Genomic DNA, 23,931 nt, shown 5'->3' on the forward strand with positions numbered 1-23,931 from the left:
CGCGGTTGATCAGGACGCGGATACGCGTGTGCTCGGGAGGCTCCAGCATCAGCAACGAGTGGCGTTCCGTCTGGTAGTAAGGCTCCCAACCTTCGAGCCCCAACTCCCGGATGGGGCGAAGGTCGAGCGGGCCGGCATGGCCGTCCTTCACCCGGCCCAACCGGCGGTCGAGCTGGACCGTCCGGACATCCTGGTGCCGGGTGACCAGCCAGATGTCGAACCCGTCGTCGTAGTGCAGGGGTCCTCGCTCCCGCAGTGCGTTCAGGGTCGGGTAGGGGTCAGCGATGAAGTCGGGATCGGCGGGGTCGAAGAACCGGGACATCACCCGGATGAGGCGCCGACAAGCTCCGTGGCACTGGTGTCCTGTACCCGGCCCCAGAACTTGATCTCCTGGATGGCCAGTTCGTCGAAGGCTTCGCCGCCCAGGGCCTCCGAAGGCCAGGTGGACGTGACCCGTATCTCCAGAACGGTGGTGTGGTTGGTGGTCGTGGGGATGCCGTGGGGCCGGTCGTTGGCGTCCGGTATCTCGTCCACGAACGGCACCCCGGGGAAGTCATCGGCGAAGATCTCCACGCCTCGGACCCGGTAGTTGCGCCGGAACTTCTCGAGGTTGTCGACGTTGATGATCTGGACCTGCTCCAGCGCCACGGGGTTCACGAAGGTCACCGTTATGCGGGCGTCCTCACCCCTCCGGCTCGCATCGTTCCAGTAGGCCTCGTCGCCGTCGATCAGGTTCTCGCATGCCAGGCCGGCGTTGTACTCGCTCGAACAGGTGATGGAGATCGGGGTTATCTCCTCCAGCGGGCCCAGGACCATGGTGGGCTCGGTGGCCTCGGTGGAGGTTGTGGTCCCGTCGACCGAGGTGTCCGGTTCATCGCCACCCCTCATCGCCTGAATGATCAGGGCGAAGATCACGACGAATGCCACGCCGGTGATGATCACCCGGACCGCCCGGTTACCGGCTGTCACCGACCGTATCGGCATGGGCGCCACCGCGATCCGACGCCTTCCGAGGCGAGCGCCGCACTCCTGGCAATGACGGTTGGCCGGGGACTGCTGGGAGAAGCAGGAGGGGCACGTCAAGTGCGCCTCGGGTTCGATGCTCGGCTGGTGCTCGGCCTCCTCCCAACTCGATGGCTCTCTGAGTTGGAACTCCTCAAAGCTGATATTGCCGAGCGGATCGCCCTCGTCCGGAGGAAAACCCCGGGATCCGCTCCGATCGCGGTCGCTCAACACGGACCTTTCTGGTTATGTAACTACACTCCCGCACGATGATAGTTGCCGCGCGCGGGATCCTGGTCCAGTTTGCCATCCGCGAGGTCGAGCCATGGACGATCGGTTCGGAACTGGCCGGATCAGTGCTGGCGGGTCTGGTCGTGATCGGACTCTGGAGGATCTTCCGTACCGGAGATCGCCGGTGATCGCGAGCCTCCTTCCCTGGACGTGCCACAGCGTGTCGTATCCCTGTAACCTGCGGGTAGATGGTTTCCATGCTTGACCGCCGATCCCCCAGGAGGTGGGAGACCGAGGATCAGGAATTCCTCGAGGTGCTGTCGCGGATGGCGCCCGGCACCGGCATCCGCACCGCGGTAGAACGGATCATCCAGCAAGGCAACGGAGCGCTGGTCGTGGTCGGATCGGGTCCCCATATCGAGAAGATCGCCGCCGGAGGAATCGATCTCCGAGACGCCGACTTCACGCCGGCGATGCTCGCCGAGCTCGCCAAGATGGACGGGGCGATCATCGTGGACACTGACGTGCGGAAGATACTGCGAGCCAACGTCCACATGCTGCCCGATCCCGCCATCGCGACCGAAGAGACGGGTGCCCGGTTCCGCACGGCCGAGCGCCTGGCCCGGTCCACAGGGTGCCCCGTGATCGCCATCAGCGAGGAGCGGCGCCAGGGTTTCGTCTTCTACGGGCACCGGAAGCAACCACTACGGAGCGCCACCGAACTCATGGTGCGCATCAACCAGGAGCTCCAGACGCTCGAGCGCTTCAGGGGCCGCCTCGCCGAGGCGGAGGAGTATCTGGACAAGCTGGAGGCTTCGGGTCAGGTCACCCTCGGGGCCGCGCTCACGGTGCTGCAGCGAGCCGAGTTGCTGCGACGGATCGGCATGAGGGTGGAGAACCTCGCAGTCGGGCTGGGTGATGAACGGCACATGGTGGAGCTACAGCTCTCCGACATCATGGAAGGGGTTCAGGAGCTCGGTGCGAAGGTCGGCCGCGAGTACTTCTGGGACCGGGGTGATCTCGCCTCCGAAGGGATGGAAGTGCTCCAGGACCGGCCCCTGCAGGATCTCTACGACACCGAGCGGTTGTGCCTCATCCTCGGCGTGGGTCCCGCGGACACGAGGGTCAACCCGGCCGGGCAGCGGCTGGCCGGTTGATTGCGCAGATGACCGAGACCGAATCCGGCACCCTCTCCGAGGCGGCATCGCTGACGGACAGCACGGGAGACAGCTCTGCGGCTTCCGAAGCGCGGACCGACCCGTCGCCCGCGAAGGAGGAGGCCGGGTCCGGCAAGACGCCCGCCGGCAAGGGGACGGGGCCCGAGGAGCCGACGGCGTCCGTCTCCGCGGACGACTCCGCCCCGAGCGGGACTGATCCGGGCGCGCCGAAGGTCGAGGTCAAGCCGAAGAAGGTTCCCGCCAAGAAGGCCCCGGCCAAGGCGCGGAGCCGGAAGGTTCCCGCCAAGCGGGTGCGGGCGCGCAGGCGCGCCGGTGCCGCCAAGTCCGCGGCGGGGAAGAAGAAGCAGACTTCCTTCCGGGTCGGGGACAAGGTGGTCCATCCCCATCACGGCGCGGCTGAGATCGTCAAGCGTTCCAAGCTGGACCTGGCAGGCGAACCTCGCTACTACTTCGAGCTCGAGATCGCTACGGAGTCTTCGCTCAAGGTTCTGATTCCGGTGGACACCATTGACGAGACCATCCGTCCGGTGATCACGAAGACGGCAGCCGCGAAGGTGCTGCTCAAGTTCAAGGAGGATCCCCAGGACTCCGGCGCCAACTGGAGCCGGTGGTACAAGGTGCTCAACGAGAAGATGACCTCCGGCGACATTTTCCAGGTCGCGGAGGTGGTTCGTGATCTGACCCACGCCCAGCAGGCCAAGGGCATTTCTCCGGCGCTGAAACGGATGCTCTCCAAGGCCCGTACCACGCTGTCCAGCGAGTTGGCGTTCGCGCTTCGCATCACCCCGGATCAGGCCCTCGAACGGATCGACCTGGCCCTTCCCAAGCCGGAGACGCCGGAGGAGTGAGCGGACGCAGCCTCGCCGGGGCCTATCGCCGATCCTGGCGCTCTCCCGGCACCGGTGCCTGAGCCTTGGCCCCGAACCGGATGGAGATCTGGGGCGTAGTGGTCGCGGCGGGGCAAGGTGTTCGTTTCGGGGCCCGCAAGCATGCCACGCGACTTGCCGGCAAGCCCCTCTGGCAATGGGCACGGGACGCGCTTCTCGAGAGCGGCGCTCGCGAAGTGGTGGTTGTCGGGGATGTGCCCGGCGGTGTTACAGGAGGGACGGAGCGCCACCTGTCGGTGGCCCGAGGGATCGCGGAGGTGGACGCGGAGGCCTCTGTGATCGCGGTTCACGATGCTGCCCGCCCCCTGGCCTCGGCGGCCCTGATGAAGCGGATGTACCGTTTGCTGGCGGAGAGCGGCGCCGACGGGGTGGTGCCGGTGGTTCCCATCGCCGATTCCCTGAAGCGGGTCGACTCCGGTCGGGTCCGCATCCTGGACTCGATCGACCGCAGGGATGTCGCCTGCGCCCAGACTCCCCAGGTGTTCCGGGCCGAGGTGCTGCGCCGGGCTCACGCCCACCATGCCTCGGGGGATGCCCCTCACGACGATGCCGGCATGGTGGAGGCGCTGGGAGGTCGGGTACTGGCCGTTACCGGGGAACGATCCGCCATGAAGATCACGTATCCCGAGGATCTGGTGCTCGCGGAGGCACTTCTCCGTCATGGGTCGCGTCCCGGAGGGCCATGACCGCCGGCCCGTTCCGTACCGGTCTCGGCTTCGACGCCCACCGCTTCGGCGGTAGCCCTCCCCTGAGGCTGGCCGGTGTGGTGGTCGACTCCGGTCGCGGGCTCATCGCCACGTCGGACGGGGATGTGGCTGCGCACGCGGTCATCGACGCCATGCTCGGAGCGGCGGGGAAGGGCGACATCGGTACTCATTTCCCATCCTCGGATCCGCGCTGGCAGGATGCCGACAGCATGGAGATGCTGCGCTCGGTGGTGCGATCGGTGGTATCGGACGGCCTGGCCGCATCGAACCTGGACATCACCATCGTGGCGGAGACGGTGCGGATCGGTCCCTATCGTGCCGAGATGCGAACCCGGCTCGCGGCGGCGCTGGGGCTCGGCCGCGACCGGGTGTCCGTCAAGGCCACCACCACTGACGGGATGGGCTTCACCGGTCGGGACGAAGGCGTGGCGGCTTGGGCGTCGGTGCTCCTGGTCGAGCCTGCGTCTTCCGGTGGATCGGGCTGACGGGGTACTCTTGCCCGCGGTTCCCGGTCCGGCCGGGATACAGAACGCTGTCGGGTAGGAGTCTCCGGTGTTAACGGTCTACAACACGCTCGGCAGGGTGCGCCAGAGCTTCGAGCCGCTGGAAGAGGGCCGCGTCCGCATGTACGTGTGCGGACCGACGGTGCAGTCGGCGCCCCATATAGGGCACGGAAGGTGCGCGGTCGCCTTCGATGTGATCCGCCGCTACCTGATGTGGAGAGGGTGGGAGGTCCTCTTCGTTCAGAACATCACCGATGTGGACGACAAGATCATCAACCGGGCAGCCGAGTTGGGCGTGACCACCGAGGCCCTGGTGGCGGAGATGACGGAGCGGTTCCTCACCTCGTACCGCGGGCTCGGGGTGCTCGATCCGGACAGAACCCCGGCCGCCACCCGCCACATCCCGGAGATGATCGAGCTGATCGCCCGCCTGGTGAGCCGCGGTCTGGCATACCCGAGCGGGGGCGACGTCTACTTCAGGGTGCGAGCACTGGAGGGCTACGGCAAGCTGTCGGGCCGCGACGTGGACGAGCTGCGGATCGGCGCCAGGGTGGAGCCGGGGATCGACAAGGAGGACCCGCTCGACTTCGCGCTGTGGAAGGGCGCCAAGCCCGGGGAGCCATCGTGGCCGTCCCCATGGGGAGATGGAAGGCCCGGGTGGCATATCGAATGCTCCGCCATGTCCGCCAAGTATCTGGGCCTGCCGTTCGACATCCACGCAGGGGGCGCCGACCTGATCTTCCCCCACCATGAGAACGAGATCGCGCAATCCGAGGGTGCTACGGACGGGCTGTTCGCACGGTACTGGCTCCACAACGGCATGGTGAACCTGGGCGGGGAGAAGCTCTCGAAGTCCACCGGGCACATTGTCGACCTGGCCGAGGCGATCGAGACCTACGGTGGCCCGGTAATCCGCCTCTTCCTTCTCAGGGCTTCTTACCGGTCTCCGATCGAGTACTCGGAGGACTCCCTCCATGACGCGCGGGCGAGCCTTGATCGGTTGCGCTCCTTCGTCAGGCGAGCTCCGTCGGCCGGCCGGCCGGACGTGGCCACCATCGAGCGCTTCGTTGCCTCCATGGAGGACGACTTCAACACGGCGGAGGCTCTGGCGGCGGTATTCGAGACAGTCCGCCAGGGCAACGCCAGACTGGATCGCGGCGAGGATGCCGGCCCGCTCATCACGGCCGTGCGGGAAGTCGCCGGCGTGCTCGGAATCGACCTGGAAAGCGCCGGGCTGGAAGGCCTGGTGGACCCGCTCACCGGGTTGGCGACCCGTTACGAGGTGGAGGCCGGGAGCGCCGAGGACATGGTCCGCCGGCTCGTGGACGCCCGCGCCGGGGCTCGCGAGTCCCGCGATTGGTCCCGGGCCGATGCCATCCGGGATGACCTGGCGGGAGCGGGAATCGTGATCGAGGACTCGGCCGATGGCGTCCGCTGGTATCGGCGGTAGGGTCGAGGGCCTCCATCCGGTTCGGGCCGCCCTGGCCGCGGGCCGTGTCAGGGTTGTCACCGTCGAGCGTTCCCGCCGCGATCTCGATGAACTGGTGTCGGAGGCTCGGGCGGCGGGCGCCTTGGTGGAGACGGTGGACGATGTCCGGCCCCTGGCGCAGACCGAGTCGCCGCAGGGCGTGGTGGCGAGGGCCCGTCCCATTCCTCTCGCACCCTTGGAGGGTCTCCTAGAGCCTCCGGAAGATCTACTGACACCTGCGCTGATGGTGCTCGACCATCTCGAGGATCCTCGCAACGTGGGTGCTATCGCTCGTTCCGCCCTGGCCGCCGGGATGACGGGGATGGTCGTCCCGCGCCGCCGCGCCGCCCCGCTGTCGGCTCTTGCCTTCAAGGCGGCCGCCGGTGCGCTCGAGCACCTCCCCGTGGCTTCCGTGTCCTCGATAGCTGACTGTGCCGCCCGGGCGGCCCGGGCTGGTGTGTGGTCGGTGGGCTTGGAGGCACAAGGGGAGCGGCCGATCTTCGGCCTGGAACTACTCGCCGAGCCGGTGGCCCTGTTCGTGGGTTCCGAGAGGTCAGGTCTGTCTCGCCTGGTCAGGGCGCGCCTGGATGTCACGGCGTTCATCCCCATGGACGGCCGGGCCGACAGCCTGAGCGCCGCCACGGCATCAGCCTTGGCCTGCTTCGAGACAAGTCGCCTGCGGGCCTCCGGTGGTAGTCTGCAGTGATGGGTCGCCGGGCCAGGCGGCGAGAGGGACAGCCGGGTCGCGCCGGCCCTGTCCCGTATCATGACGATAGAGAAGAGAGAGGGGGCATCAATGCGTAGAGCAGGTACTGCAGCGCTCCTCGCAGCAATGTTGACGCTGGTGGCGGCATGTGGCGAATCCTTCGATGCGGGCGAGTTGGGCGCCGTGGAAGTCGCGGAGGACGAGGAGATACAGATACGTTCGATCGGCCCGATCACCGGTGATGTGGCGTTCCTCGGCGTACCCAACCTGCGGGGGGTCGAGTTGGCGGTCGCCGACTACGGAGCCATCGAGGGCTGGACTGTCAGCATCGGTACGCCCGCGGACGGCTTGTGCTCACCTGACGGTGGTCAGGCGGCCGGACAAGCCATCGTGGCCGACCCGCAGGTGGTTGGCGTGATCGGTACGGCCTGTTCCGGTGAGGCGGTGGCGGCTTCCCCGCTCATCTCCGACGCCGGCATGGTGATGATCTCCCCGTCCAACACCTCGCCTGCTCTCACTTCGGACATGGCCGGCACCGCGGGCACCGACTACCACGTGGGCTACTACCGGACGGCCCACAACGACCTCATCCAGGGCAGGGCGGTGGCCTTGTTCGTTCGCAACGAACTGGGCTTGGACGTGGCAGCGGCCATCCATGATGGCGACCCCTACACGAACGGACTTGCCACGGCCTTCAAGGACGCCTTCGAGGAACTCGGGGGTACCGTGCCGGTCTTCACCGCGGTCAACAAGGGTGACACGGATATGTCGGCGGTGCTGACCGAGGTAGCGGCCGGCAACCCGCAGGCGATCTTCTTCCCGATCTTCATGCCGGAGGGAGGATTCGTGGTCCAGCAGATCGGTGGCATCGCCGGGTTGGAGGACGTCGTCCTGCTCTCGGCCGACGCCCTGTTGGTGGACAACTTCATGGAGTTGCCGGAGTCGGAGGGGATATACCTGTCAGGCCCGGACGTACGGTACGGAGACAACACGAACTCGGTGACCGGCCGGTCGGCCAGCGACGTTCTGGCCGCCTACAGCCAGAGGTACGGGGAGGAGCCGTCAGCCGCTTTCTGGGCCCACGCCTACGACGCCACGGCCATGTTGCTGCAGGCGATCGCGAACGTGGCCGTCGTGGACGGTGACACGATGTACATCGACCGTCAAGCCCTCCGGGATGACCTGAACGCCCTCGAGTTCGACGGGCTCATAGGTTCCGTCGGATGCGACGAGTTCGGTGACTGCAGTCCGGGGTTGGTGACGCTGGTGCACCACACCGACTCCTCGGACATCGAGTCCGGCAAGAGCAACGTAGTGTTCAGCTTCGCGCCTTGAGCGTGATCGCCGCTGACCGCGGTCACCGGTGACAGTATGAAGGGGCTTTTGCGGGCAGGACGGCTGCTCGCGGTCTCGGTCCTGCTGGTGGCGGCCTGTGGCGGGTCCGCGTCGTCGACAGACTCGGGCGAGACCGATGCGGTCGAGTTCGAGCCGGGTCCGCTGGGCGCCGTAGTGGTTGCGCCCGGCGAGTTGATCCAGATCCGATCACTGAACTCCATCTCCGGCGACATCGCGTTCCTAGGTATTCCGAACCAGCGCGGGGTGGAGATGGCGATCGCAGACTACGGCCCGGTCGCCGGGCGGGAGGTGTCGATGGGTACGCCTCTGGACGATCTGTGCTCGCCGGACGGCGGTCAGTCGGCCGCGCAGGCGACGGTGGCCGACCCGAGCGTGATCGGAGTGATCGGGACCACCTGCTCGTCCGCCGCGACCGCCGCGTCACCGCTGATCTCCGACGCCGGGATGGTGATGATCGCCCCTTCCAACACTTCGCCGGCGTTGACGTCGGACCTGGCCGGGAATCCCAGTCCTTCGTACCATCCCGGCTACTACCGGACGGCGCACAACGACCTTTTCCAAGGCAAGGCGGTAGCCCTGTTCGTGCGCGACCATCTCGGGTTCGACACGGCGGCCGCTATCCATGACGGCGACCCGTACACGCAGGGCCTAGCGGAGGCCTTCAAGGATGCGTTCGAGGAACTGGGTGGCATGGTCACGGCCTTCACGGCGGTGAACAAGGGCGACACCGACATGATCGCGGTGCTGACCGAGGTAGCGGCCGGCCGCCCCCAGGCCTTGTTCTTCCCGGTCTTCATGCCAGAGGGGGCGTTCATCGTCCAGCAGGTGGACGGCGTAGTCGGTCTCGAGGACGTCACCCTGATCGTCTCGGCGGCGCTGCTGGTGGACAACTTCATGGAGTTGCCCGAGTCCGAGGGTGTCTACATCTCCGGACCGGATCTACGGTTCGGGGACAACCGCAACAGCATCACGGGCCGTTCGGCGGTCGAACTCCTGGACTCTTACGAGGCCGCCTACGGGGAGGCGCCGTCGGGAGGTTATCTGGCGCATGCGTACGACGCCACGACCATGCTGCTCAGGGCGATCGACCGGGTGGCCGTGGACATAGACGGGACGCTCCACATCGACCGCGGGCAGGTCCGTGACGAGCTGACCCGGACGAGTATGGACGGGATAATCGGCCCGATCGATTGCGACCGGTTCGGCGACTGCGGCACCCAGCGGCTGACCGTGCTCTACAACACCGACCCGAGCAACATCGAGACCGGTAAGAACAATGTCGTGTTCGAATACGCGCCCTAGGTTTGGTCGTTAGTTCCTAGTCAGTACAGCTATTTGGTCTTCGGTGATTGGGATGCATAGGATCGGTGTCGTCTCGTTGTGCCTGTCTCTGCTTGCCCTCGGTTGCGGAGGGGAGGCAACGCGGTCCGGGTCGGAGGAACCTCCGCCGGCGACCTCGCCGACGGATGGGCTCGACACCGCTACGACCGTACCGGAGGCTGTCGAGTTCGTGCCGGGGCCGCTGGGGGCGGTCGAGGTAGCTCCCGGCGCGGAGATCCAGATCCGCTCACTCAACACGATCACCGGTGTAACGGCCTTCGCGGGCATCCCGAATCAGCGTGGTGTGGAGTTGGCGATCGCCGACTACGGGCCGATTGCGGGTCGTTCGGTGTCGTTGGGTACGCCGCTCGATGACTTCTGCTCGCCCGACGGGGGTCAGGCGGCTGCGCAGACGATCGTGGCCGACCCGAGCGTGGTGGGGGTGATCGGGACCACATGCTCCTCCTCGGCGGCAGCAGCGATGCCGTTGATCTCGGCCGCGGGGATGGTGATGATCTCGCCGTCGAATGCGTCCCCGTGGTTGACCTCGGATTTGGCGGGAAATGTGGGGAGCGCCTACCTGCCGGGCTACTACCGCACTTGCTACAACGGCCTGGTGCAGGGGAGGGCGGTGGCTTCCTTCGTCCGTGACTATCTCGGCTTCGACCGGGCGGCGACGATCCATGACGGCGATGCGTTCACCCAGGGTCTGGCGCAGTCGTTCGCGGATGCGTTCGAGGAGTTGGGAGGCGTGTCAACTGCGATAGCGGCGGTGAACAAGAGCGACACGGACATGATCGGGGTGCTGACCGGAGTGGGACCAGGATCGCCCCAGGCGGTGTTCTTGCCCGTCTTCATGCCGGAGGGCGGTTTCATCGCTCAGCAGATCGGTGGTGTGTCGGGCCTCGAGAGGGTCACCCTGGTGGGCGCCGCGCCCCTGTTGGTGGACAATTTCATGGAATTGCCGGAGTCGGAGGGTGTGTTCCTGTCCGGTCCTGATCTGCGATACGGATCCAACCGGAACAGCATTACGGGCGCGTCGGCGGATGACTTCCGGGCGGCGTACGATGCGGCGTACGGGGAAGCGCCCTCCACGGGCTTCTGGGCGCATGCGTACGACGCCACCATCATGTTGCTTCGGGCCATCGATCGGGTGGCGATCGATGTCGAAGGGACGCTGTACGTCGATCGTCAGGCCTTGCGCGAGGAACTCCACAGGACCAGCTTCGACGGTATCACCGGTTCTATCAAGTGCGACGAATACGGTGACTGCGGGGCTCAGAGGATTGCGGTGGTCGAGCACACCGACCCCCAGGACGTCGAGGCGGGCAAGGACAACGTCGTCTTCGAATACGCGCCGTGAACTGAGAAGTGTCCTTGCGCTGGGATGCGTGACGAACAGCTAGAGTCGGAAACCGTGACTTCCGCGGCGTCCTCTGCTCCCTCTTCGCGAAGACGGCGGCCGGGATGGGTGGACACCTTTCTATGGATTGTCCGGGTCGGCGCCATCATCCTGCTCATCTGGGGGGTGGCGGGGACCGTCGTTCAGGGCCTGAGCGGACGGGGCCCGACCGGCGAGGCGTGGCGCGACCTGGTGGTGGCCGGGATCGCCCAGGGCGCCATGTACGGTCTGATTGCCCTCGGATACTCCATGGTCTACGGCGTGCTGGGGTTCATCAACTTCGCCCACGGCGAGGTGTTCATGTCGGGGGGAATGGTGGGTTTCTTCGTGGCCAACTACCTGTGGGAGGTCGGGCTCTGGGAGACCAACTTCGTCCTGGCGATCCTGCTGGTGCTCCTGTCCTCCATCCTCACCTCGACCCTGGTGGCGGTGATAGTGGAGCGGATCGCCTACCGGCCGCTGCGCGCCTCGCCCCGCCTGATCCCGCTGATCACATCCATCGGGATCTCCTTCTTCCTCCAGTACACGTTCGCGGGACTGTTCGGTGTCGCCGTCAAGAACTATCCGCCGCCCCCCGATTCCCTCCGGTCCCGGATCAGCCTGCTCGGCCTCGAGATCGAGGGTTCCAAGCTGCTGGTCATCGTGGTGGCGGTCGCGACCATGGTCGGCCTGTACCTGTTCGTGGAGAAGACCCGGACCGGACGCTCGATCCGGGCGGTGGCCGAGGACAAGGAGATCGCGGCCTTGATGGGAATCGACGTGAACCGCACCATCGTGGCCACGTTCGCCGTCGGGGGAGCGATGGCGGGTGTGGCGGGCACGTTGTGGGCACTCCTGTTCCGCGGGGTGTCCTTCATCACCGGGTTTCTCCCAGGCATAAAGGCTTTCACCGCCGCGGTGCTCGGTGGGATCGGCAACCTCCCGGGGGCGATGGCGGGCGGCGTCCTGTTGGGTCTGTTCGAAGGAGTGGGCCCGCAGCTGGTGCTGGCCGGCTTCGGCATCCCGGGTGTGTCGCAACTCAAGGACGTGGTGGCCTTCACGGCCCTGGTGCTGGTCTTGATCTTCAAGCCGACGGGACTGTTCGGTGAGCGTCTCTCGGCCGAGGATCGGGTGTGACCCCGGTGGACCTTCGCCGGACGTTGCGGTGGGGTTCGCTAGCCGGGGCCGTCATGGTGTTCACCTGCGCGGTCGGATTGTTCGAGGCGTTCGAGGATCGCCTGCTCGTATACCCGTTCCTCAGCCTCGGTCACGTCCTGCTGCTCTGGTTCCTCCCTCTGGCCGGGTACCAGGCCACGAACGAGCCCGTGCTCGAGGGTATGGAGGCGCCGTCGAAGGGCCTCCACAACGTGATGGCCGGGCTGGCGGCCGGGCTAGCGGGCGGGGTCTTGATGGGGGTGTTCACCGTCGTGGTAGATGCCTTCGACGTGCGCGACGTGTTCGTCCGCCTGTCGGTTCGCCTGGTCGACCTTCTCACCCACGGATGGGGCGTTCCCGGAGGCTTGGTGTTGATTGTGGGGGTGCCAGCCCTGCTGGGGATGGCGGGGGGAATGTTGCACCTCGTGTCCGCGTCGGTCCGGCGCCGGATGATCCTGGCGCTCGAATGGGCGCTGGTGGTGGCTCTTCTCGAGCAGGTGTTCTCTCAGGTCCTCAGGCAGCTCCGGTTGGGTGCGGTCGGGAACATCATCTTCACCCGCCGGGCGCTCGAATGGTGGGCGGCGCTGGCGATCGCGGTGCTGGTTGCCTTCCTGGCCGAGCGAGCCCGCGGAGGGGTGGGAAGGCTCAGGGGGTACCTGTTCGCGGCCGACGCGGTGCGGCGTACCCGCAACTCGATCTGGTCGGCTCTGGCTGTCCTGGCTTTCCTCGTCATCCTCCCGCAGCTGCTGGGCAGCCTGCTGTCGGAGCTGCTGGCCAACGTGGGCTTGTTCCTGCTGATGGGCCTCGGTCTGAACATCGTGGTGGGTCTGGCCGGGATGCTGGACCTGGGTTACGTGGCTTTTTTCGCGGTGGGCGCCTACACGGTCGGCGTGCTCACGTCGCCCATCTCGCCCCGATTCGACCTGGAGTGGTCCTGGTGGGCGGCCCTGCCGGTCGCCATCCTCATGTCGGTGGTGGCCGGGGTCCTGGTCGGCACGCCGGTCATCCGCATGCGAGGCGACTATCTGGCCATCGTCACGCTCGGCTTCGGGGAGATCGTCCGCATCCTGTTCCTGTCCGATTGGCTGGCGCCCGTCTTCGGCGGCGCCCAGGGGGTCCGCAACGTGCCCGGTATACCCGTGGGCGTGGTTGAGGTCCGGGGCAGCCAGCCGGTGGGGGTGCTCTACTTCGCGTTCGGGCTCGTGCTGGTGGCGGCGTGGGTCTCGTGGGCACTCCAGGAGTCGCGCCTCGGCCGGGCCTGGACTGCGATACGGGAAGACGAGACCGTTGCTGCGGCGATGGGTATCAACGTGGTGAGGGCCAAGCTGAACGCCTTCATCGTCGGCGCCATCCTGGCCGGCCTGGGTGGTGCGCTGTTCGCCGCCAAGGTGGGGTCGATATTCCCGAGTTCGTTCGAGTTGCTGGTCTCGATCATCGTCCTCGTGGTGGTGATCGTCGGAGGCATGGGCAACATTCCCGGCGTGGCGGTGGGAGCAGTCCTGCTGATAGGGGTCCTGGGAGGTCCCACCCAGCCCGGATTGCTGGCGGAGTTCGCCGAGTTCAAGCTCCTCATCTACGGGGCCCTGCTGGTCTTCATGATGCTCCGCAAACCCGAGGGGCTCCTGCCCAGCGTCCGGCGGTCCCGGGAACTCCGCGGCGAGGAACTGTCCCAGGACGCCTGGCTTGACCGCCCGAGCGGGGACGTTGAGGTCGATGCCCGGCTGGCGGGGGGCTGAGGCCATGCTGGAGATCGGGGGCTTGCACAAGTCGTTCGGCGGGGTGCACGCCCTGGCCGGCGTTGATCTGCGGGTTGATGAGGGGGAGATCGTGTCGGTGATCGGGCCGAACGGTGCGGGCAAGACCTCGTTCTTCAACGTCGTGACCGGTCTCTACCCGCCCGACGGAGGAGACATCATGTTTGAGGGGAGGAGCATCGTCGGCCTCGAGTCGAGCGAGATCACCGAGGCAGGCATCGCCCGGACCTTCCAGAACGTCCGGCTGTTCCTCAACATGACGGTGCTGGAGAACGTCATGGTGGCCCAGCATTGCCGGACCCGGGCGGGCGCCTTCCGCGCGGTGTTGCGCACCCCGTTCCTGCGGAGGGAGGAGGCGGAGATCGAGACCCGCGCCAAGGAGACCCTCGCGTTCTTCGGGACCAGGTTGGTGGGGTACCGGTTCGACCAGCCCGCCCTGTCGCTGTCCTACGCCAACCGGAGGCGTCTGGAGATAGCGCGCGCGATGGCGACCCGACCCAAGCTCCTGCTGCTTGACGAGCCGGTGGCCGGGATGAACCCGCGCGAGACCGCCGAGCTGACAGGGTTGATCCGCACGCTCCGTGACGAGAGGGGCCTCACCGTGGTCGTGATCGAGCATGACATGCGGGTGGTGCGGGACGTGAGCGACCGGGTGATCGTGCTCGACCACGGCACCAAGATCGCCGAGGGTTCCTATGACGAGGTGTCCTCCAACGAGGCGGTCATCGAGGCATATCTCGGGCGCCCGGCAGAGGTTGGCTGATGGCGCCCGGCCGGCCTGTGCTCGAGTTTCGCAACGTCCACACCCACTACGGGCCGGTCCACATCCTGAAGGGCGTCAGCCTGTCGATCTACGAGGGACAGGTCGTCTGCCTGTTGGGAGGCAACGCCTCCGGCAAGACGACAACCCTCAAGACCGTCCTCGGCATGGTCGCGCCGACGGCGGGAGAGGTGCTGGTCGAAGGGGAGGTGGTCAACGGATGGCCCACAGCCCGGATCGTGGCGCGGGGCGTGTCGATGGTCCCCGAGAATCGCCGGCTCTTCAAACGCATGACGGTCAGGGAGAACCTAGAGATCGGCGCCTACCTCCGCACGGACGACACTTCGGCCGACTACCAGCGGATACTCGACATGTTCCCGAGGCTCAAGGAACGGCTGGGTCAGAGAGCCGGCACTCTTTCAGGCGGTGAGCAGCAGATGGTGGCCGTGGGCCGGGCGCTGATGGCCCGCCCCAGGGTCCTGCTGATGGACGAGCCGTCGATGGGTCTGGCTCCGGTGCTCGTGGCCCAGAACTTCGACATCATCCGTCAGATAAACGAGGCAGGTACCACGGTGTTCGTGGTGGAGCAGAACGCCAACATGGCGCTGTCGATCGCCGACTACGGCTACGTGCTCCAGACGGGAAAGATCGTCCTGGCCGACACCGCTCGCAACCTGCTGGCCAACCCTGAGATGCGACAGGCCTACCTGGGTGAAGTCGGGTAGGCTTCCAGGGCATATCTCGGCCGGGTTAGCTCAGTCGGTAGAGCACTTCTCTTGTAAAGAAGATGTCACCGGTTCGATTCCGGTACCCGGCTCCGCCCCTCGGCGGTGGCTGCATCAAATCCACCGTTATGTACCGCTTGGTCGATACGCTGGGCGCGAAATGCTCACGTCCCTCGAGAGGAACATCCTCGACTTCGAGCGTTGCTGGTGGCAACTGCCCGGTCCCAAGGACCGCGACATTCGGGTCGCCTTCGGGTTCGGTCCGGCCCGTTACTACCGATTGCTGAAGGCTCTCATGGACGATCCGGCTGCGCTGGCGTACGACCCGCTGACGGTGCACCGGCTCCGCCGCATCCGGGCCCGCGCCATGGACGCGACCGGATACCGGGTGGGTACGGTGTGACCGGTCTTAGAGCCCCTCGGATGTACCCCCGCGTCCCCGGGCAGGGACCGGCTGGACGGATTGATGCCAGGCCGCCACGCTTCCGACGATAGGCGCCGCCTCCAGCGCGATCTGCGCCGCTTCGGCCTGTTCGCCCTAGGCGTTCTGGTGGTCCTGATCGGCGTCGGCTTCGCGGCTCGGACGCTGATCGGAGGTTCCGCGGACGGCGATCCTGCGGAGGACGGTACCGCCGCGGCGGCCCAGACCGTGGCTACGACCAGCGCCCCTCCCGCCACCGACCCTCCGACCACCACCGCCCCGACGACCACGACGACAGCCGTTCCGACCACCACGACCACCGAGGCTCCTCGCCCGCCCGTCCGGCCACCCTCGCAAGTGGGAGTGCTCGTTCTCAACGCCACCTCGGTAGCCGGACTGGCTGGTCGCTTCACCGATGAACTGGCCGGCTTGGGCTACCGGACCGTTCCTCCGGACAACCATTCCGAGAATCTCGACTCCTCCCTGATCTGGTACGTGGAGGGATACGACCGGGAGGCGGCAGTCCTGGCCGAACAGGCACCGGATGCCGAACTCGTGCTGTTCCCGGGCGACGCCCCGCGGGCGCCGATCACCGTAGTGCTGGGCGCGAGCTACCGAGAGTGAGCGCCGGCGGGGGAGCGCCGGGCTTCCACCCGTCGATGCGGGGTCCTCATACTCGAGCCCGGAGGCGGCGGGCGCGGATCGCATGGCTCGTCCTGGCAGGCTCCGTCGCGCTGCTAGGGGCCGTAGTTGCCGCCGGGGGACTGCTGAGGCGCTCGGTGGTCCTGGACCTGGTCTCGTTCTGGCCGGGCTGGATCTTCACAGCGGGCGTGTTCCTCATCCACCGGCGGGCATCGGGAGTCCGCCAGCGTTTTCCCGGCTACGGACTCGGGCCGGTGTTGCCGTACTCGCTGGCGGGATGGCTGGTTGCCGTGTTGGTCCTTCACATGGCCGGTTGGGAGATGCTGCCGTCGTCGGCCGACCGGCTGGAGGGTCCGGCCGTCACCGATCGGATCGCCACGGTCTCCATGGATGTCCGGCTTGAAGGCGCGGTGATGGTTGAGGCGGGTGCTGATCTTCTCTACGAGGTGTCCAGCCTGGCTTCCGCAGGCGCGGTGGCGCCTCCCCGGGGCGAGGAGCTTCTCACCGGGGAAGATCTGGAGGTGCGGCTCCGGGAAGGGCCGGAGGCAGGGTGGTTCGGATCCGCCGGCTGGAACCTGGCGCTCAACCCGGGCCGCGACTGGGCTGTGACGGTTTCGGCGGCCGAGGTCCAGGCGGATCTCAGGGGCCTGTCGCTCAGGTCGCTTCGAGTGGAGGCGGACGGTGCGATCCGACTCGGCCCGGCCCGGGGCGACGTACCGGCGTTGCTGGCCGGCGCCCTGGTCGTCGAAGTCCCCGCCGGGGTGTCCGTGGAAGTCTCCGGACCGGTCACGGTCGGGTCGGGCTGGGAGGCGACCGGCGAGGGAGCGAATTACCGAGGTGACGGAGCGGGGCGTTACCTGATCGAGGTCTCCCCGGATTCGGATGTGGTGGTGAACCAGGCATGAGGAACCCCGGGCACCGGCCGCGGGCCGGTAACCTGACCGGCGGCGAAGGGTCAGGCGAGAAGTGAACCAGCAGGATCGCGAAAGGCTTACCAGGCACGACTGGCTACGGGGCGTAGGCGTGGCGGCCTGGAGCATCGTGGGCATCTTCGTTGTGATCGCACTAGTGGCCTGGGCCGTCTACCAGGTGCGGATCATCTGGGCGCCGCTGATATTCGCGGTACTCCTCGTTTACCTGGTCAAACCACTGATCGACATCCTGGAGCGCTACAGGATCCCGAGGGTGGGCGGGGGGTGCCTCGTCTACCTGGTGCTCGGCGGCATACTCGTGCTGATCGGAGTGTTGATCGTGCCGATCATCAGCCGGCAGACCGTCGAGCTGGTGGACCGAGTCCCCGACGTGATCGACAGCACCTTCAACGTGGTGGCCGATCTGGCCGCGTCTCTCAACCTCCCGGTCGAGTTGGCCGGCGTCGACTCGTTATCCGACGAGTTGGTGGGCTGGTTCTCGGATCCGTCCAACCGCGAGGTGATCCTGGAGGGCCTCTCCCGGGCTGGAGAGCTCGCCAGGGGGCTCGTCGAGGGGGTGGTGGTCGTGCTGCTCGCTCCTGTTCTGGCCTTCTACATGGTCGTGGATGCGCACAATCTCCGGAGGGCGGCGGAGCGCCTGGTTCCGGCGGCCGATCGGGCCGAGGTGATCCATCTGGCCCGGCAGGTGGGCAAGGCCCTGGGAGGTTTCGTCCGGGGCCAGCTGGTGGTGGCGGCCATCGTCGGAGTCCTGTCCAGCACGGTGCTGTGGATCCTCGACCTGCCGTTCTGGTTGATAGTCGGCCTGCTGGCCGGGTTGCTCAACGTCGTGCCCTTCATCGGTCCGTGGGTGGGAGGTGCGCTCGGCGTGGCGACCGCGCTGATCGTGGGAGATCCGATCCGGGCGGTCTGGGTCGTCATCGCCTTTCTCATCATCCAGCAGTTCGACAATCATCTCGTGAGCCCCATGGTGCTACGGGTGGCCGTCCATCTGAGCCCCGTCACCATCATCCTGGCGTTGCTGGCCGGTGGGTCCATCGGGGGACTGCTGGGCGTGCTCATCGCCGTACCGACCACCGCGGTCTTCAAGATCATCATCGGCCATCTCTGGCGCACCCGGGTGCTCGGAGAGTCCTGGGAGCAGGCCGCCTCGGCCGTGGTGGTGGAGTACGAGGTGGAGCCCTTGCGGGAGCGTTTCCGTCGTGGTGGGGCGGAGGCGAGCAGGGCTGATGAGGAGGATGGGGGAGGACCGGCCGCCGCTGATGGTGACATCGCCGACCCGGACCGGACAGGATCCGGCGATACCGATTCTTTGACGGATAGCTGACCCCATGCTGGACATCCTCGTGCTGTCCGGCCTGGGCTTGGCTGTCGTTCTCGGGTACCGGCGGGGATTGCTGAGCGCGGCCGCCGGTCTGGTGTTTCTGTCGGTCGGGATCGTGGTGGGATACCGCGTCGGACCCGTCGGGCAAGGCGTGGTCGAGTCGTGGACCGGCGCCAGCCCCCTGACGTCGCGGTTCATCGCGTCAGCAGTGGTGTTCCTGGTCGTCTTCCTGGTAGGCCGCCTGCTGATCCGCCGGATTCTGGTCCTGTCCGGACCGGTGCGGTTGGTGGATCAGTTCGGTGGAGCGCTCGTTGCGGCGGCGGCGTTCGTGGTGGTGGCCGGTCTGCTGATCCTGGCTGTCGCTAGCGCGCCCTACCTTCCGTCGGCGGTGGTCCAGGCGCTCGATCAGTCGAGGGCTGTCGCCCTGGTCACATCCGAGGGACCGCGCTTCACCCCGGGCATCAGCCGGCTTCTGGGCGACCGGGTCCTCGAGTCCTACCTGAACCTCAGGAGGTTGTCGGAGGAGAGTCCGGTACTGCTCGATGGCGTTGGCGACGGCGGTGCGGATGTCTCTGCGGTTGGAGATGCGGTGGAGGACATCGCCGTCCCGGTCATCCAGCTGCTGGACAGGTTGGTGGTAATCGAGGGCGATGAGCGGGTGGAGATAACGCCGGCTGAGGAGCCGGTGCAGGCTCGTCCCGATCTGGCCACCGAGTTGTTGGACCGGCTGAACCTGTTCCGGGTCGAAGCCGGCGAAGAACCGCTGGCATGGTCGGCGGCCCTGGCGGAGATCGCCGCCGGGCACGGCGTAGAGATGTACGAGGAAGGCTATTTCTCCCACGTCTCGCCGGGTACCGGGTCGGTGGCGGATCGTCTTGTCGCGCAAGGGATACCGTTCCGGATCGCCGGGGAGAACCTGGCCCTGAACCCGACCGTCGACGGTGTCCACGGCGGCCTGGCCGCATCGCCCAGTCATCGAGCGACCATGCTGGAGACACGATTCACCCGCGTGGGGATCTCGGTGCATGACGGTCCGCTCGGGCTGATGGTGGTGCAGGTGTTCACGGGATGACCGGCGGGCTGACCCCCATCGCCGCCGAACTGGCCTCTGTCCTCGTGACCGCCTACGCGCCATACGTCCGGGACAGGGTCGCCCGCCTCGGCCTGGATGTTCCGCCCGGTATGGACGGCGCCATCGAGGAAGGCCGTCGATGGCTGGAGACGGCTCTCCCCGACCTGCTCGGACGACCCTTCGCGAGCCAGGATCGAGGCCCTCTGGAGCTGTTCCAGGAGGCCCTCAGGTTCCCGACCGCGGCTCTGGAGCGGGCCGGACACCAGCCCGTGCCCCGCGACGAGTTGGTTACCAACGCCTTGCCCGGAGACCTGTTCGACCTGGCACCCGCATCATCGAACGACCTTGGGGAAGCAGCCTGGAAGTCCCACCTGGCCTGGGGTGCGTCCAAGGCGGCCGCAATGACGAGACCGGAGTGACGCGCCCGATCGCAGGGTCTTCCCAGCGAAGCCCGAAGGGCGGACGTGGTCGGGGATTCAACGGTCGAGTTTCGGGGTTCGCTGAATCGGCCGGGACCCATTTGGCCGTATTTGTCTATTTGGTGAATGTTTGGGCGGTGTTTTGTCACAGGGGTGCGTTATGTTGATTGTTATGTACGAAGCACCAGCGTTTCATGACGCCGACTCCATACTGGTCGCCGAGAACAACCTCAAAGACGCCCAGCGGGAGATCGACCGGCTCCGTGGTCGCCAACTCTCCTGGCTCAAGATGGTGATTCGCCATCGGGGGATCGTACGGGACGGGTACCGCTCCCTCATCGACTGGACAGCATCGAGGCTGGACATACCCCACACTGTCGCCCGTGACGTCGCCTACCTGGCCCGCCGCCTAGACGACGACACCATCGACCTCATAGGACGCGGCCACCTGCCGTTCGACCGCACCGTCTCCCAACAACGCCTCCTCCAAGCCGGAGCAACCCCCGCCGACGTAGCCGCGTCAGAGGACCTGGACCTAGCGGGGGTCACGAAGCTGGCGACCAGGTTCCGGAAACTCAGCCGAGGCGACGAACGGAGCGCCTTCGACCGACAGTACGTCACCCTCAGCGTGTCCGACGACGGCGCGGTATGGCACCTGTCCGGGCGGCTTTCCGCCACCGACGGACAGATCGTGCGCCAAGCCCTGGACCGCCGCGCCGACCACATACCACCCATCACCTCTCAACCGGATACTGAGTTGACACCCGCTCAGAAACAGGCCATAGGCCTGACCACCATGGCCCAAGACGACCTGGACCAACACCTCCAACCAGGCGACCCCGCCGGCCGGGAACCCGTCATCATGCTGATCAAAGACCAAACCCTCGCCGACCAGTCCGCCAACACCCAAGGCGTTGAGGTGTTCAACGGACCCCGCGTCGGTCCTCAGGCAGTGGAGACGGTCGAGTGCGAAGGACGGGTCGAACCCGTCATCATCCAAGACGACCAAGTGGTGGACACCGGTCCACCCCAGCGTCAGACTCCCAAACGGCTCCGCCGGGCCGTGCTCGCACGGGACCGCAAATGCGTCATCGACTCATGCCAAAGCGGCTACCGGCTCCAGACCCACCACGTCATCCCCAGACGCAACGGCGGTCCCGACACGGCCGACAACCTGGCGACGCTGTGCTGGTACCACCACCACATCGCCATTCACCGAAGGGGACACCGCATCGACCCCCAAACACCACCACACCGCCGCCGCCTTCTACCACCCCGAACCTGGGTCCACTACCGGCACCCCACCAACGTCGAATACTTCAGCCCCCACCAACAGCAACAGCGCGCTTACCAGGCCTTCCTCGATAAGTACCACCCCCAACAACCCCACCCCGGCGGATAGCCATAGGTTTTATCCAGCAGATCTAAGCCGGTACTTTGCGCGCTTCGACAAGGGCGAACTCCCTGTCGCGATAACTGCGCGTGGCAATGGTGGGCCGGTGGAATCCGGCCTCGACGAAGAGAGATCGGAGTCTCGACAGGTTGAGCGCCGTGTTTCTTTCTTGCTTCCTACGAACACGGAGATGCGGCGGAGCAACTCCTCGAACGGCAAGTCGCACAAGTCGGGCCACCACGGACGAGCATCGTTGGCTATCTGGATCCAGCGGTCCAGTCTGCCGGTTCTGTCGGACCTCGAGTCGCGTTTCGTCCCGGGTAGGCGGACCGTGGTGTGGGCGATCCCCTTGGGCGACAGCGACGCACACCATGCGGCCAGGAGCTTCCTCAGCTCGTCGGTGGGAAACCGGGGCAAGAACGAGTCGCTCACGATGATGTCATAGAAGCCCGGCCTCAGGTGGTCGATGGCGTCTCCTACCAACAACTCCGGGACTGGCGCCTCGATGTGCTCTGCGTACTCGGCGGTGCCCAATAGTGGTGTCGGACAGAGGTCGATCGCGGTGACCTTGGCAGAATCAGCCAGTTGGCTGTAGACCAACTCGTACATCGCGTGATCCGCACAGCCACTAATGAGGACTCGGGGGTCGCCTCGTCTGGCGCCCACTTCGGCCATCGACCTGCGAAAGAAGGGAGCATGCCACGACGGGGTGGAAACGAGGTCGAGCAGCCGAAGATGCTTCCAGGTGCCGTGATACCAATCGCACGAAGATGCCCCGCTCTGGATGCAGCTCCCATTGGACATAGCTTCCTTGATCGTAGGTCATGCGCCCGCAAAGCAAGGGCGACTTCCAAACCACCGCCGAGTGATCGATCTGTCTGAGTGGCCTACGCGCCCACTACAGGTAGTCCAACCCAGCGACAGGTCAGGTGGGTGTGTTGGCCGAGTGACGCGAAGGGTTCGGACCGACAAACCGCCTTCTCCATCTCGATGAGCTGAGCGAGCCGATGCGGTCCGACTAGTTCATCGACCACATGATCGTGGAAGATACGGATGCCCGCCTTAGCAGTCACCTCCAGGTCGTGGTCTTCGAGCCACGAAACCACCACCTCGTTGTCCAGGGCGGTCGCGCCTTCCCCCCACCCCCGCCTGATCGGGCCGGTCCGGTAGTCCTCGAGGGCGGCTTCGAAGTCACCGGCGAGGGCTCGCTTGAGGAGCGAAGCGAAGCGGTTGTAGAACATCACAGACAGGTGACCTCCTCGCTTCATCAGCCGCGCCAGGTCTCCAACGACAGACTTCGGATCGTCCAGCCACTCGAGGACTGCGTGACACAGAACGAGGTCGAACCTCTCGTCTGCGATACTCGCGTACCCCTGAATCGATGCATGGCGGATGTCGATCACGTCGGCGACTCCGGTTTCTGCGGCTCTCATGGCCGCCTTGGCAAGCATCTCCTCAGAGACGTCGCACAGGACCACCGAATGGCCCAGGCCGGCCAGCCGTACTGCCATATGCCCTGATCCGCCACCGGCATCAAGGATGCGCATCGGCTTACCAATCAATGCCGGCACATCGTCGTTCAGGACGCTCCAGAGGACGGCAAGTCTTACGGCGCCCTTGGTGGAGCCGTAGATACCGGACTCGAACTCGTTCGCGATCCCATCGAAGCTGACGTCACCCGACACGGTTCGCCTCTGTTCCCCACGGTTCCTATTCGATGCGTTCGCACACCAGCGTATCGCGGTTGTTGTGCTCCGGCGGCAGTAGTGCGCCCGCGGCAGGATTCGAACCTGCGACCTACCGCTTAGGAGGCGGTTGCTCTATCCCCTGAGCTACGCGGGCGGGATCGGTGACGGGCCGGATGGGGACCGCAAATGGTAGCGGCGCGCATGGACCAGATCGGGGAGGGGCGATGCATCGCGTCCGGATCCCGTACCGCAGTCCTCGCTTATATGATTCAGTGACACCGTTAGCGGATGGAAGTAACCATGGACCGCGACGCATCCGGGGTCGGGACCGGACTCGATCAGGCCGATGTCGCCGACCTGCTCACGCTGGCGCGCCTGTTGAGCGCCCCGATCATGCTCTGGCTGGTGTCGAATCGCAGCATGGACGCCGCGGTTCTGGTGGTTGTTATTGCCTGGTGGACGGACTTCCTGGACGGCCGCCTGGCCCGCAGAGCTCATCGTGAGACCCGCTTGAAGGACTGGGACCTGCGCGCTGATGCCTGGTTGGCCAGCGCGGCGGGCCTGGGTCTGGGATTGGCAGGCTACTTCTCGTGGTGGGCGGCCGTGCCCCTCGCCGCAGTGGTTCTGGTCATGTCGGTCCTGGTGTCCAATCCCGCCGCGGTCATGGTGGGCGTCGCCGCGCAGTACGGGATGTTCATCATGGCGTTGTACCTCTGGGCCGACCTTTGGTGGTTGGTCGTCCTGCATGTGATCGTCTTCCTGTTGGCGGGCTGGAGGAGGTTCTGGGATGTGGTGTGGCGGGCTTTCTGGGCGGGCCTCGCCGGCTTGGTGACGGGGCGCCGCCGGCATCGTCGCTTGGTCCTTGACGACTGGGCGGAGTGAGGATCCCCGGCGAGCGGAGGGAAGGCCG

The 23,931-nt window shown here is 66.3% G+C and carries 26 protein-coding genes and 2 tRNA genes; 23 read left to right on the forward strand and 5 right to left on the reverse strand.

Translation table 11 applies throughout. The features are described from left to right. Positions 1-322 (reverse strand): cytochrome P450 (locus OXK16_01515; GenBank protein MDE0374625.1); only part of this gene is annotated, 322 nt, incomplete at its 3' end. Next, on the reverse strand, positions 322-1,233 hold the full coding sequence (locus tag OXK16_01520; GenBank protein MDE0374626.1) for a zinc ribbon domain-containing protein: 912 nt from the start codon (positions 1,231-1,233) through the stop codon (positions 322-324). The genes OXK16_01520 and OXK16_01515, both read right to left, overlap by 1 nt. A 38-nt stretch (positions 1,234-1,271) precedes the next feature. On the opposite strand from OXK16_01520, the gene OXK16_01525 reads away from it, so the two are divergent. From OXK16_01525 to OXK16_01630, 22 genes are all read left to right on the forward strand, one after another. Next, positions 1,272-1,421 (forward strand): hypothetical protein, encoded by a 150-nt coding sequence (locus OXK16_01525; protein ID MDE0374627.1) that lies wholly within the window; start codon positions 1,272-1,274, stop codon positions 1,419-1,421. Positions 1,422-1,490: 69 nt separating this feature from the next. Beyond that, the gene (disA, locus tag OXK16_01530) at positions 1,491-2,390 is read left to right on the forward strand and encodes a DNA integrity scanning diadenylate cyclase DisA (protein ID MDE0374628.1); all 900 of its coding nucleotides are present in this window, start codon (positions 1,491-1,493) and stop codon (positions 2,388-2,390) included. A gap of 8 nt (positions 2,391-2,398) precedes the next feature. Continuing rightward, positions 2,399-3,259, forward strand: coding sequence for a hypothetical protein (locus OXK16_01535; GenBank protein MDE0374629.1), 861 nt, complete (start codon positions 2,399-2,401; stop codon positions 3,257-3,259). 65 nt (positions 3,260-3,324) lie between these two features. Further along, a complete protein-coding gene (locus OXK16_01540) occupies positions 3,325-3,984 on the forward strand; it encodes a 2-C-methyl-D-erythritol 4-phosphate cytidylyltransferase (GenBank protein ID MDE0374630.1) in 660 nt (219 codons plus the stop codon). Beyond that, the gene (ispF, locus tag OXK16_01545; GenBank protein MDE0374631.1) at positions 3,981-4,490 is read left to right on the forward strand and encodes a 2-C-methyl-D-erythritol 2,4-cyclodiphosphate synthase; all 510 of its coding nucleotides are present in this window, start codon (positions 3,981-3,983) and stop codon (positions 4,488-4,490) included. Before OXK16_01540 ends, ispF begins: the two co-directional genes overlap by 4 nt. Positions 4,491-4,557: 67 nt before the next feature. Beyond that, entirely contained in the window at positions 4,558-5,958 is a 1,401-nt protein-coding gene (cysS, locus tag OXK16_01550; GenBank protein MDE0374632.1) for a cysteine--tRNA ligase, read from the forward strand. Beyond that, positions 5,933-6,682, forward strand: a complete 750-nt coding sequence (locus OXK16_01555) for an RNA methyltransferase (protein MDE0374633.1) — start codon at positions 5,933-5,935, stop codon at positions 6,680-6,682. Before cysS ends, OXK16_01555 begins: the two co-directional genes overlap by 26 nt. Positions 6,683-6,772: 90 nt before the next feature. Next, positions 6,773-8,017 carry a branched-chain amino acid ABC transporter substrate-binding protein gene (locus OXK16_01560; GenBank protein MDE0374634.1) on the forward strand — a complete coding sequence of 415 codons (1,245 nt, stop codon included), beginning with the start codon at positions 6,773-6,775 and terminating at the stop codon, positions 8,015-8,017. A 36-nt stretch (positions 8,018-8,053) separates the two neighbouring features. Then, complete coding sequence (locus tag OXK16_01565; protein ID MDE0374635.1) at positions 8,054-9,340, forward strand: branched-chain amino acid ABC transporter substrate-binding protein; 1,287 nt, start codon at positions 8,054-8,056, stop codon at positions 9,338-9,340. Positions 9,341-9,392: 52 nt separating this feature from the next. Next, the gene (locus OXK16_01570) at positions 9,393-10,721 is read left to right on the forward strand and encodes a branched-chain amino acid ABC transporter substrate-binding protein (GenBank protein MDE0374636.1); all 1,329 of its coding nucleotides are present in this window, start codon (positions 9,393-9,395) and stop codon (positions 10,719-10,721) included. A gap of 108 nt (positions 10,722-10,829) precedes the next feature. Then, positions 10,830-11,876 carry a branched-chain amino acid ABC transporter permease gene (locus OXK16_01575; GenBank protein ID MDE0374637.1) on the forward strand — a complete coding sequence of 349 codons (1,047 nt, stop codon included), beginning with the start codon at positions 10,830-10,832 and terminating at the stop codon, positions 11,874-11,876. Further along, positions 11,873-13,630: a leucine/isoleucine/valine transporter permease subunit gene (locus tag OXK16_01580; GenBank protein MDE0374638.1), complete on the forward strand. Its 1,758-nt coding sequence runs from the start codon at positions 11,873-11,875 to the stop codon at positions 13,628-13,630. Before OXK16_01575 ends, OXK16_01580 begins: the two co-directional genes overlap by 4 nt. Continuing rightward, positions 13,608-14,411, forward strand: coding sequence for an ABC transporter ATP-binding protein (locus tag OXK16_01585; protein ID MDE0374639.1), 804 nt, complete (start codon positions 13,608-13,610; stop codon positions 14,409-14,411). Before OXK16_01580 ends, OXK16_01585 begins: the two co-directional genes overlap by 23 nt. After that, the gene (locus OXK16_01590) at positions 14,411-15,133 is read left to right on the forward strand and encodes an ABC transporter ATP-binding protein (GenBank protein ID MDE0374640.1); all 723 of its coding nucleotides are present in this window, start codon (positions 14,411-14,413) and stop codon (positions 15,131-15,133) included. The genes OXK16_01585 and OXK16_01590 overlap by 1 nt, the downstream gene beginning before the upstream one ends. A 19-nt stretch (positions 15,134-15,152) precedes the next feature. Then, positions 15,153-15,225 (forward strand) — tRNA-Thr (locus OXK16_01595). Between the two features lie 68 nt (positions 15,226-15,293). Continuing rightward, on the forward strand, positions 15,294-15,536 hold the full coding sequence (locus OXK16_01600) for a DUF3263 domain-containing protein (GenBank protein ID MDE0374641.1): 243 nt from the start codon (positions 15,294-15,296) through the stop codon (positions 15,534-15,536). A gap of 63 nt (positions 15,537-15,599) precedes the next feature. Continuing rightward, the gene (locus tag OXK16_01605; protein MDE0374642.1) at positions 15,600-16,178 is read left to right on the forward strand and encodes a LytR C-terminal domain-containing protein; all 579 of its coding nucleotides are present in this window, start codon (positions 15,600-15,602) and stop codon (positions 16,176-16,178) included. Continuing rightward, on the forward strand, positions 16,175-17,101 hold the full coding sequence (locus OXK16_01610; GenBank protein MDE0374643.1) for a hypothetical protein: 927 nt from the start codon (positions 16,175-16,177) through the stop codon (positions 17,099-17,101). Before OXK16_01605 ends, OXK16_01610 begins: the two co-directional genes overlap by 4 nt. A 61-nt stretch (positions 17,102-17,162) precedes the next feature. Beyond that, positions 17,163-18,452, forward strand: a complete 1,290-nt coding sequence (locus OXK16_01615) for an AI-2E family transporter (GenBank protein MDE0374644.1) — start codon at positions 17,163-17,165, stop codon at positions 18,450-18,452. Positions 18,453-18,456: 4 nt separating this feature from the next. Beyond that, positions 18,457-19,521 carry a CvpA family protein gene (locus OXK16_01620; protein MDE0374645.1) on the forward strand — a complete coding sequence of 355 codons (1,065 nt, stop codon included), beginning with the start codon at positions 18,457-18,459 and terminating at the stop codon, positions 19,519-19,521. Next, positions 19,518-19,940, forward strand: a complete 423-nt coding sequence (locus OXK16_01625; GenBank protein ID MDE0374646.1) for a hypothetical protein — start codon at positions 19,518-19,520, stop codon at positions 19,938-19,940. The genes OXK16_01620 and OXK16_01625 overlap by 4 nt, the downstream gene beginning before the upstream one ends. A 172-nt stretch (positions 19,941-20,112) precedes the next feature. Further along, on the forward strand, positions 20,113-21,342 hold the full coding sequence (locus OXK16_01630) for a DUF222 domain-containing protein (protein MDE0374647.1): 1,230 nt from the start codon (positions 20,113-20,115) through the stop codon (positions 21,340-21,342). A 9-nt stretch (positions 21,343-21,351) separates the two neighbouring features. Here OXK16_01630 and OXK16_01635 read toward each other — a convergent pair whose 3' ends face one another. From OXK16_01635 to OXK16_01645, 3 genes are all read right to left on the reverse strand, one after another. Beyond that, entirely contained in the window at positions 21,352-21,942 is a 591-nt protein-coding gene (locus OXK16_01635) for a class I SAM-dependent methyltransferase (GenBank protein ID MDE0374648.1), read from the reverse strand. A gap of 278 nt (positions 21,943-22,220) precedes the next feature. Beyond that, positions 22,221-23,018 carry a methyltransferase domain-containing protein gene (locus OXK16_01640; protein MDE0374649.1) on the reverse strand — a complete coding sequence of 266 codons (798 nt, stop codon included), beginning with the start codon at positions 23,016-23,018 and terminating at the stop codon, positions 22,221-22,223. Positions 23,019-23,102: 84 nt separating this feature from the next. Beyond that, positions 23,103-23,175: transfer RNA gene (locus OXK16_01645), tRNA-Arg, on the reverse strand. A gap of 146 nt (positions 23,176-23,321) precedes the next feature. Here OXK16_01645 and OXK16_01650 point away from each other — a divergent pair. Continuing rightward, complete coding sequence (locus OXK16_01650) at positions 23,322-23,903, forward strand: CDP-alcohol phosphatidyltransferase family protein (GenBank protein MDE0374650.1); 582 nt, start codon at positions 23,322-23,324, stop codon at positions 23,901-23,903. Positions 23,904-23,931: the final 28 nt, after the last annotated feature.

The organism is bacterium, from assembly GCA_028821235.1.
Lineage (GTDB): Bacteria > Actinomycetota > Acidimicrobiia > Spongiisociales > Spongiisociaceae > Spongiisocius.

Excerpts from the sequence above, each read along its gene's own strand:
- OXK16_01525 (MDE0374627.1), top strand. The coding sequence starts at position 1,272 with ATGATAGTTGCCGCGCGCGGGATCCTGGTCCAGTTTGCCATCCGCGAG.
- OXK16_01560 (MDE0374634.1), top strand. The coding sequence starts at position 6,773 with ATGCGTAGAGCAGGTACTGCAGCGCTCCTCGCAGCAATGTTGACGCTG.
- OXK16_01605 (MDE0374642.1), top strand. The coding sequence starts at position 15,600 with ATGCCAGGCCGCCACGCTTCCGACGATAGGCGCCGCCTCCAGCGCGAT.
- OXK16_01555 (MDE0374633.1), top strand. The coding sequence starts at position 5,933 with ATGGCGTCCGCTGGTATCGGCGGTAGGGTCGAGGGCCTCCATCCGGTT.
- OXK16_01535 (MDE0374629.1), top strand. The coding sequence starts at position 2,399 with ATGACCGAGACCGAATCCGGCACCCTCTCCGAGGCGGCATCGCTGACG.
- ispF (MDE0374631.1), top strand. The coding sequence starts at position 3,981 with ATGACCGCCGGCCCGTTCCGTACCGGTCTCGGCTTCGACGCCCACCGC.
- OXK16_01630 (MDE0374647.1), top strand. The coding sequence starts at position 20,113 with ATGTACGAAGCACCAGCGTTTCATGACGCCGACTCCATACTGGTCGCC.
- OXK16_01565 (MDE0374635.1), top strand. The coding sequence starts at position 8,054 with ATGAAGGGGCTTTTGCGGGCAGGACGGCTGCTCGCGGTCTCGGTCCTG.
- OXK16_01650 (MDE0374650.1), top strand. The coding sequence starts at position 23,322 with ATGGACCGCGACGCATCCGGGGTCGGGACCGGACTCGATCAGGCCGAT.
- OXK16_01635 (MDE0374648.1), bottom strand. The coding sequence starts at position 21,942 with ATGTACGAGTTGGTCTACAGCCAACTGGCTGATTCTGCCAAGGTCACC.
- OXK16_01585 (MDE0374639.1), top strand. The coding sequence starts at position 13,608 with ATGCCCGGCTGGCGGGGGGCTGAGGCCATGCTGGAGATCGGGGGCTTG.
- OXK16_01590 (MDE0374640.1), top strand. The coding sequence starts at position 14,411 with ATGGCGCCCGGCCGGCCTGTGCTCGAGTTTCGCAACGTCCACACCCAC.
- OXK16_01600 (MDE0374641.1), top strand. The coding sequence starts at position 15,294 with ATGCTCACGTCCCTCGAGAGGAACATCCTCGACTTCGAGCGTTGCTGG.
- OXK16_01625 (MDE0374646.1), top strand. The coding sequence starts at position 19,518 with ATGACCGGCGGGCTGACCCCCATCGCCGCCGAACTGGCCTCTGTCCTC.
- OXK16_01620 (MDE0374645.1), top strand. The coding sequence starts at position 18,457 with ATGCTGGACATCCTCGTGCTGTCCGGCCTGGGCTTGGCTGTCGTTCTC.
- OXK16_01570 (MDE0374636.1), top strand. The coding sequence starts at position 9,393 with ATGCATAGGATCGGTGTCGTCTCGTTGTGCCTGTCTCTGCTTGCCCTC.
- disA (MDE0374628.1), top strand. The coding sequence starts at position 1,491 with ATGCTTGACCGCCGATCCCCCAGGAGGTGGGAGACCGAGGATCAGGAA.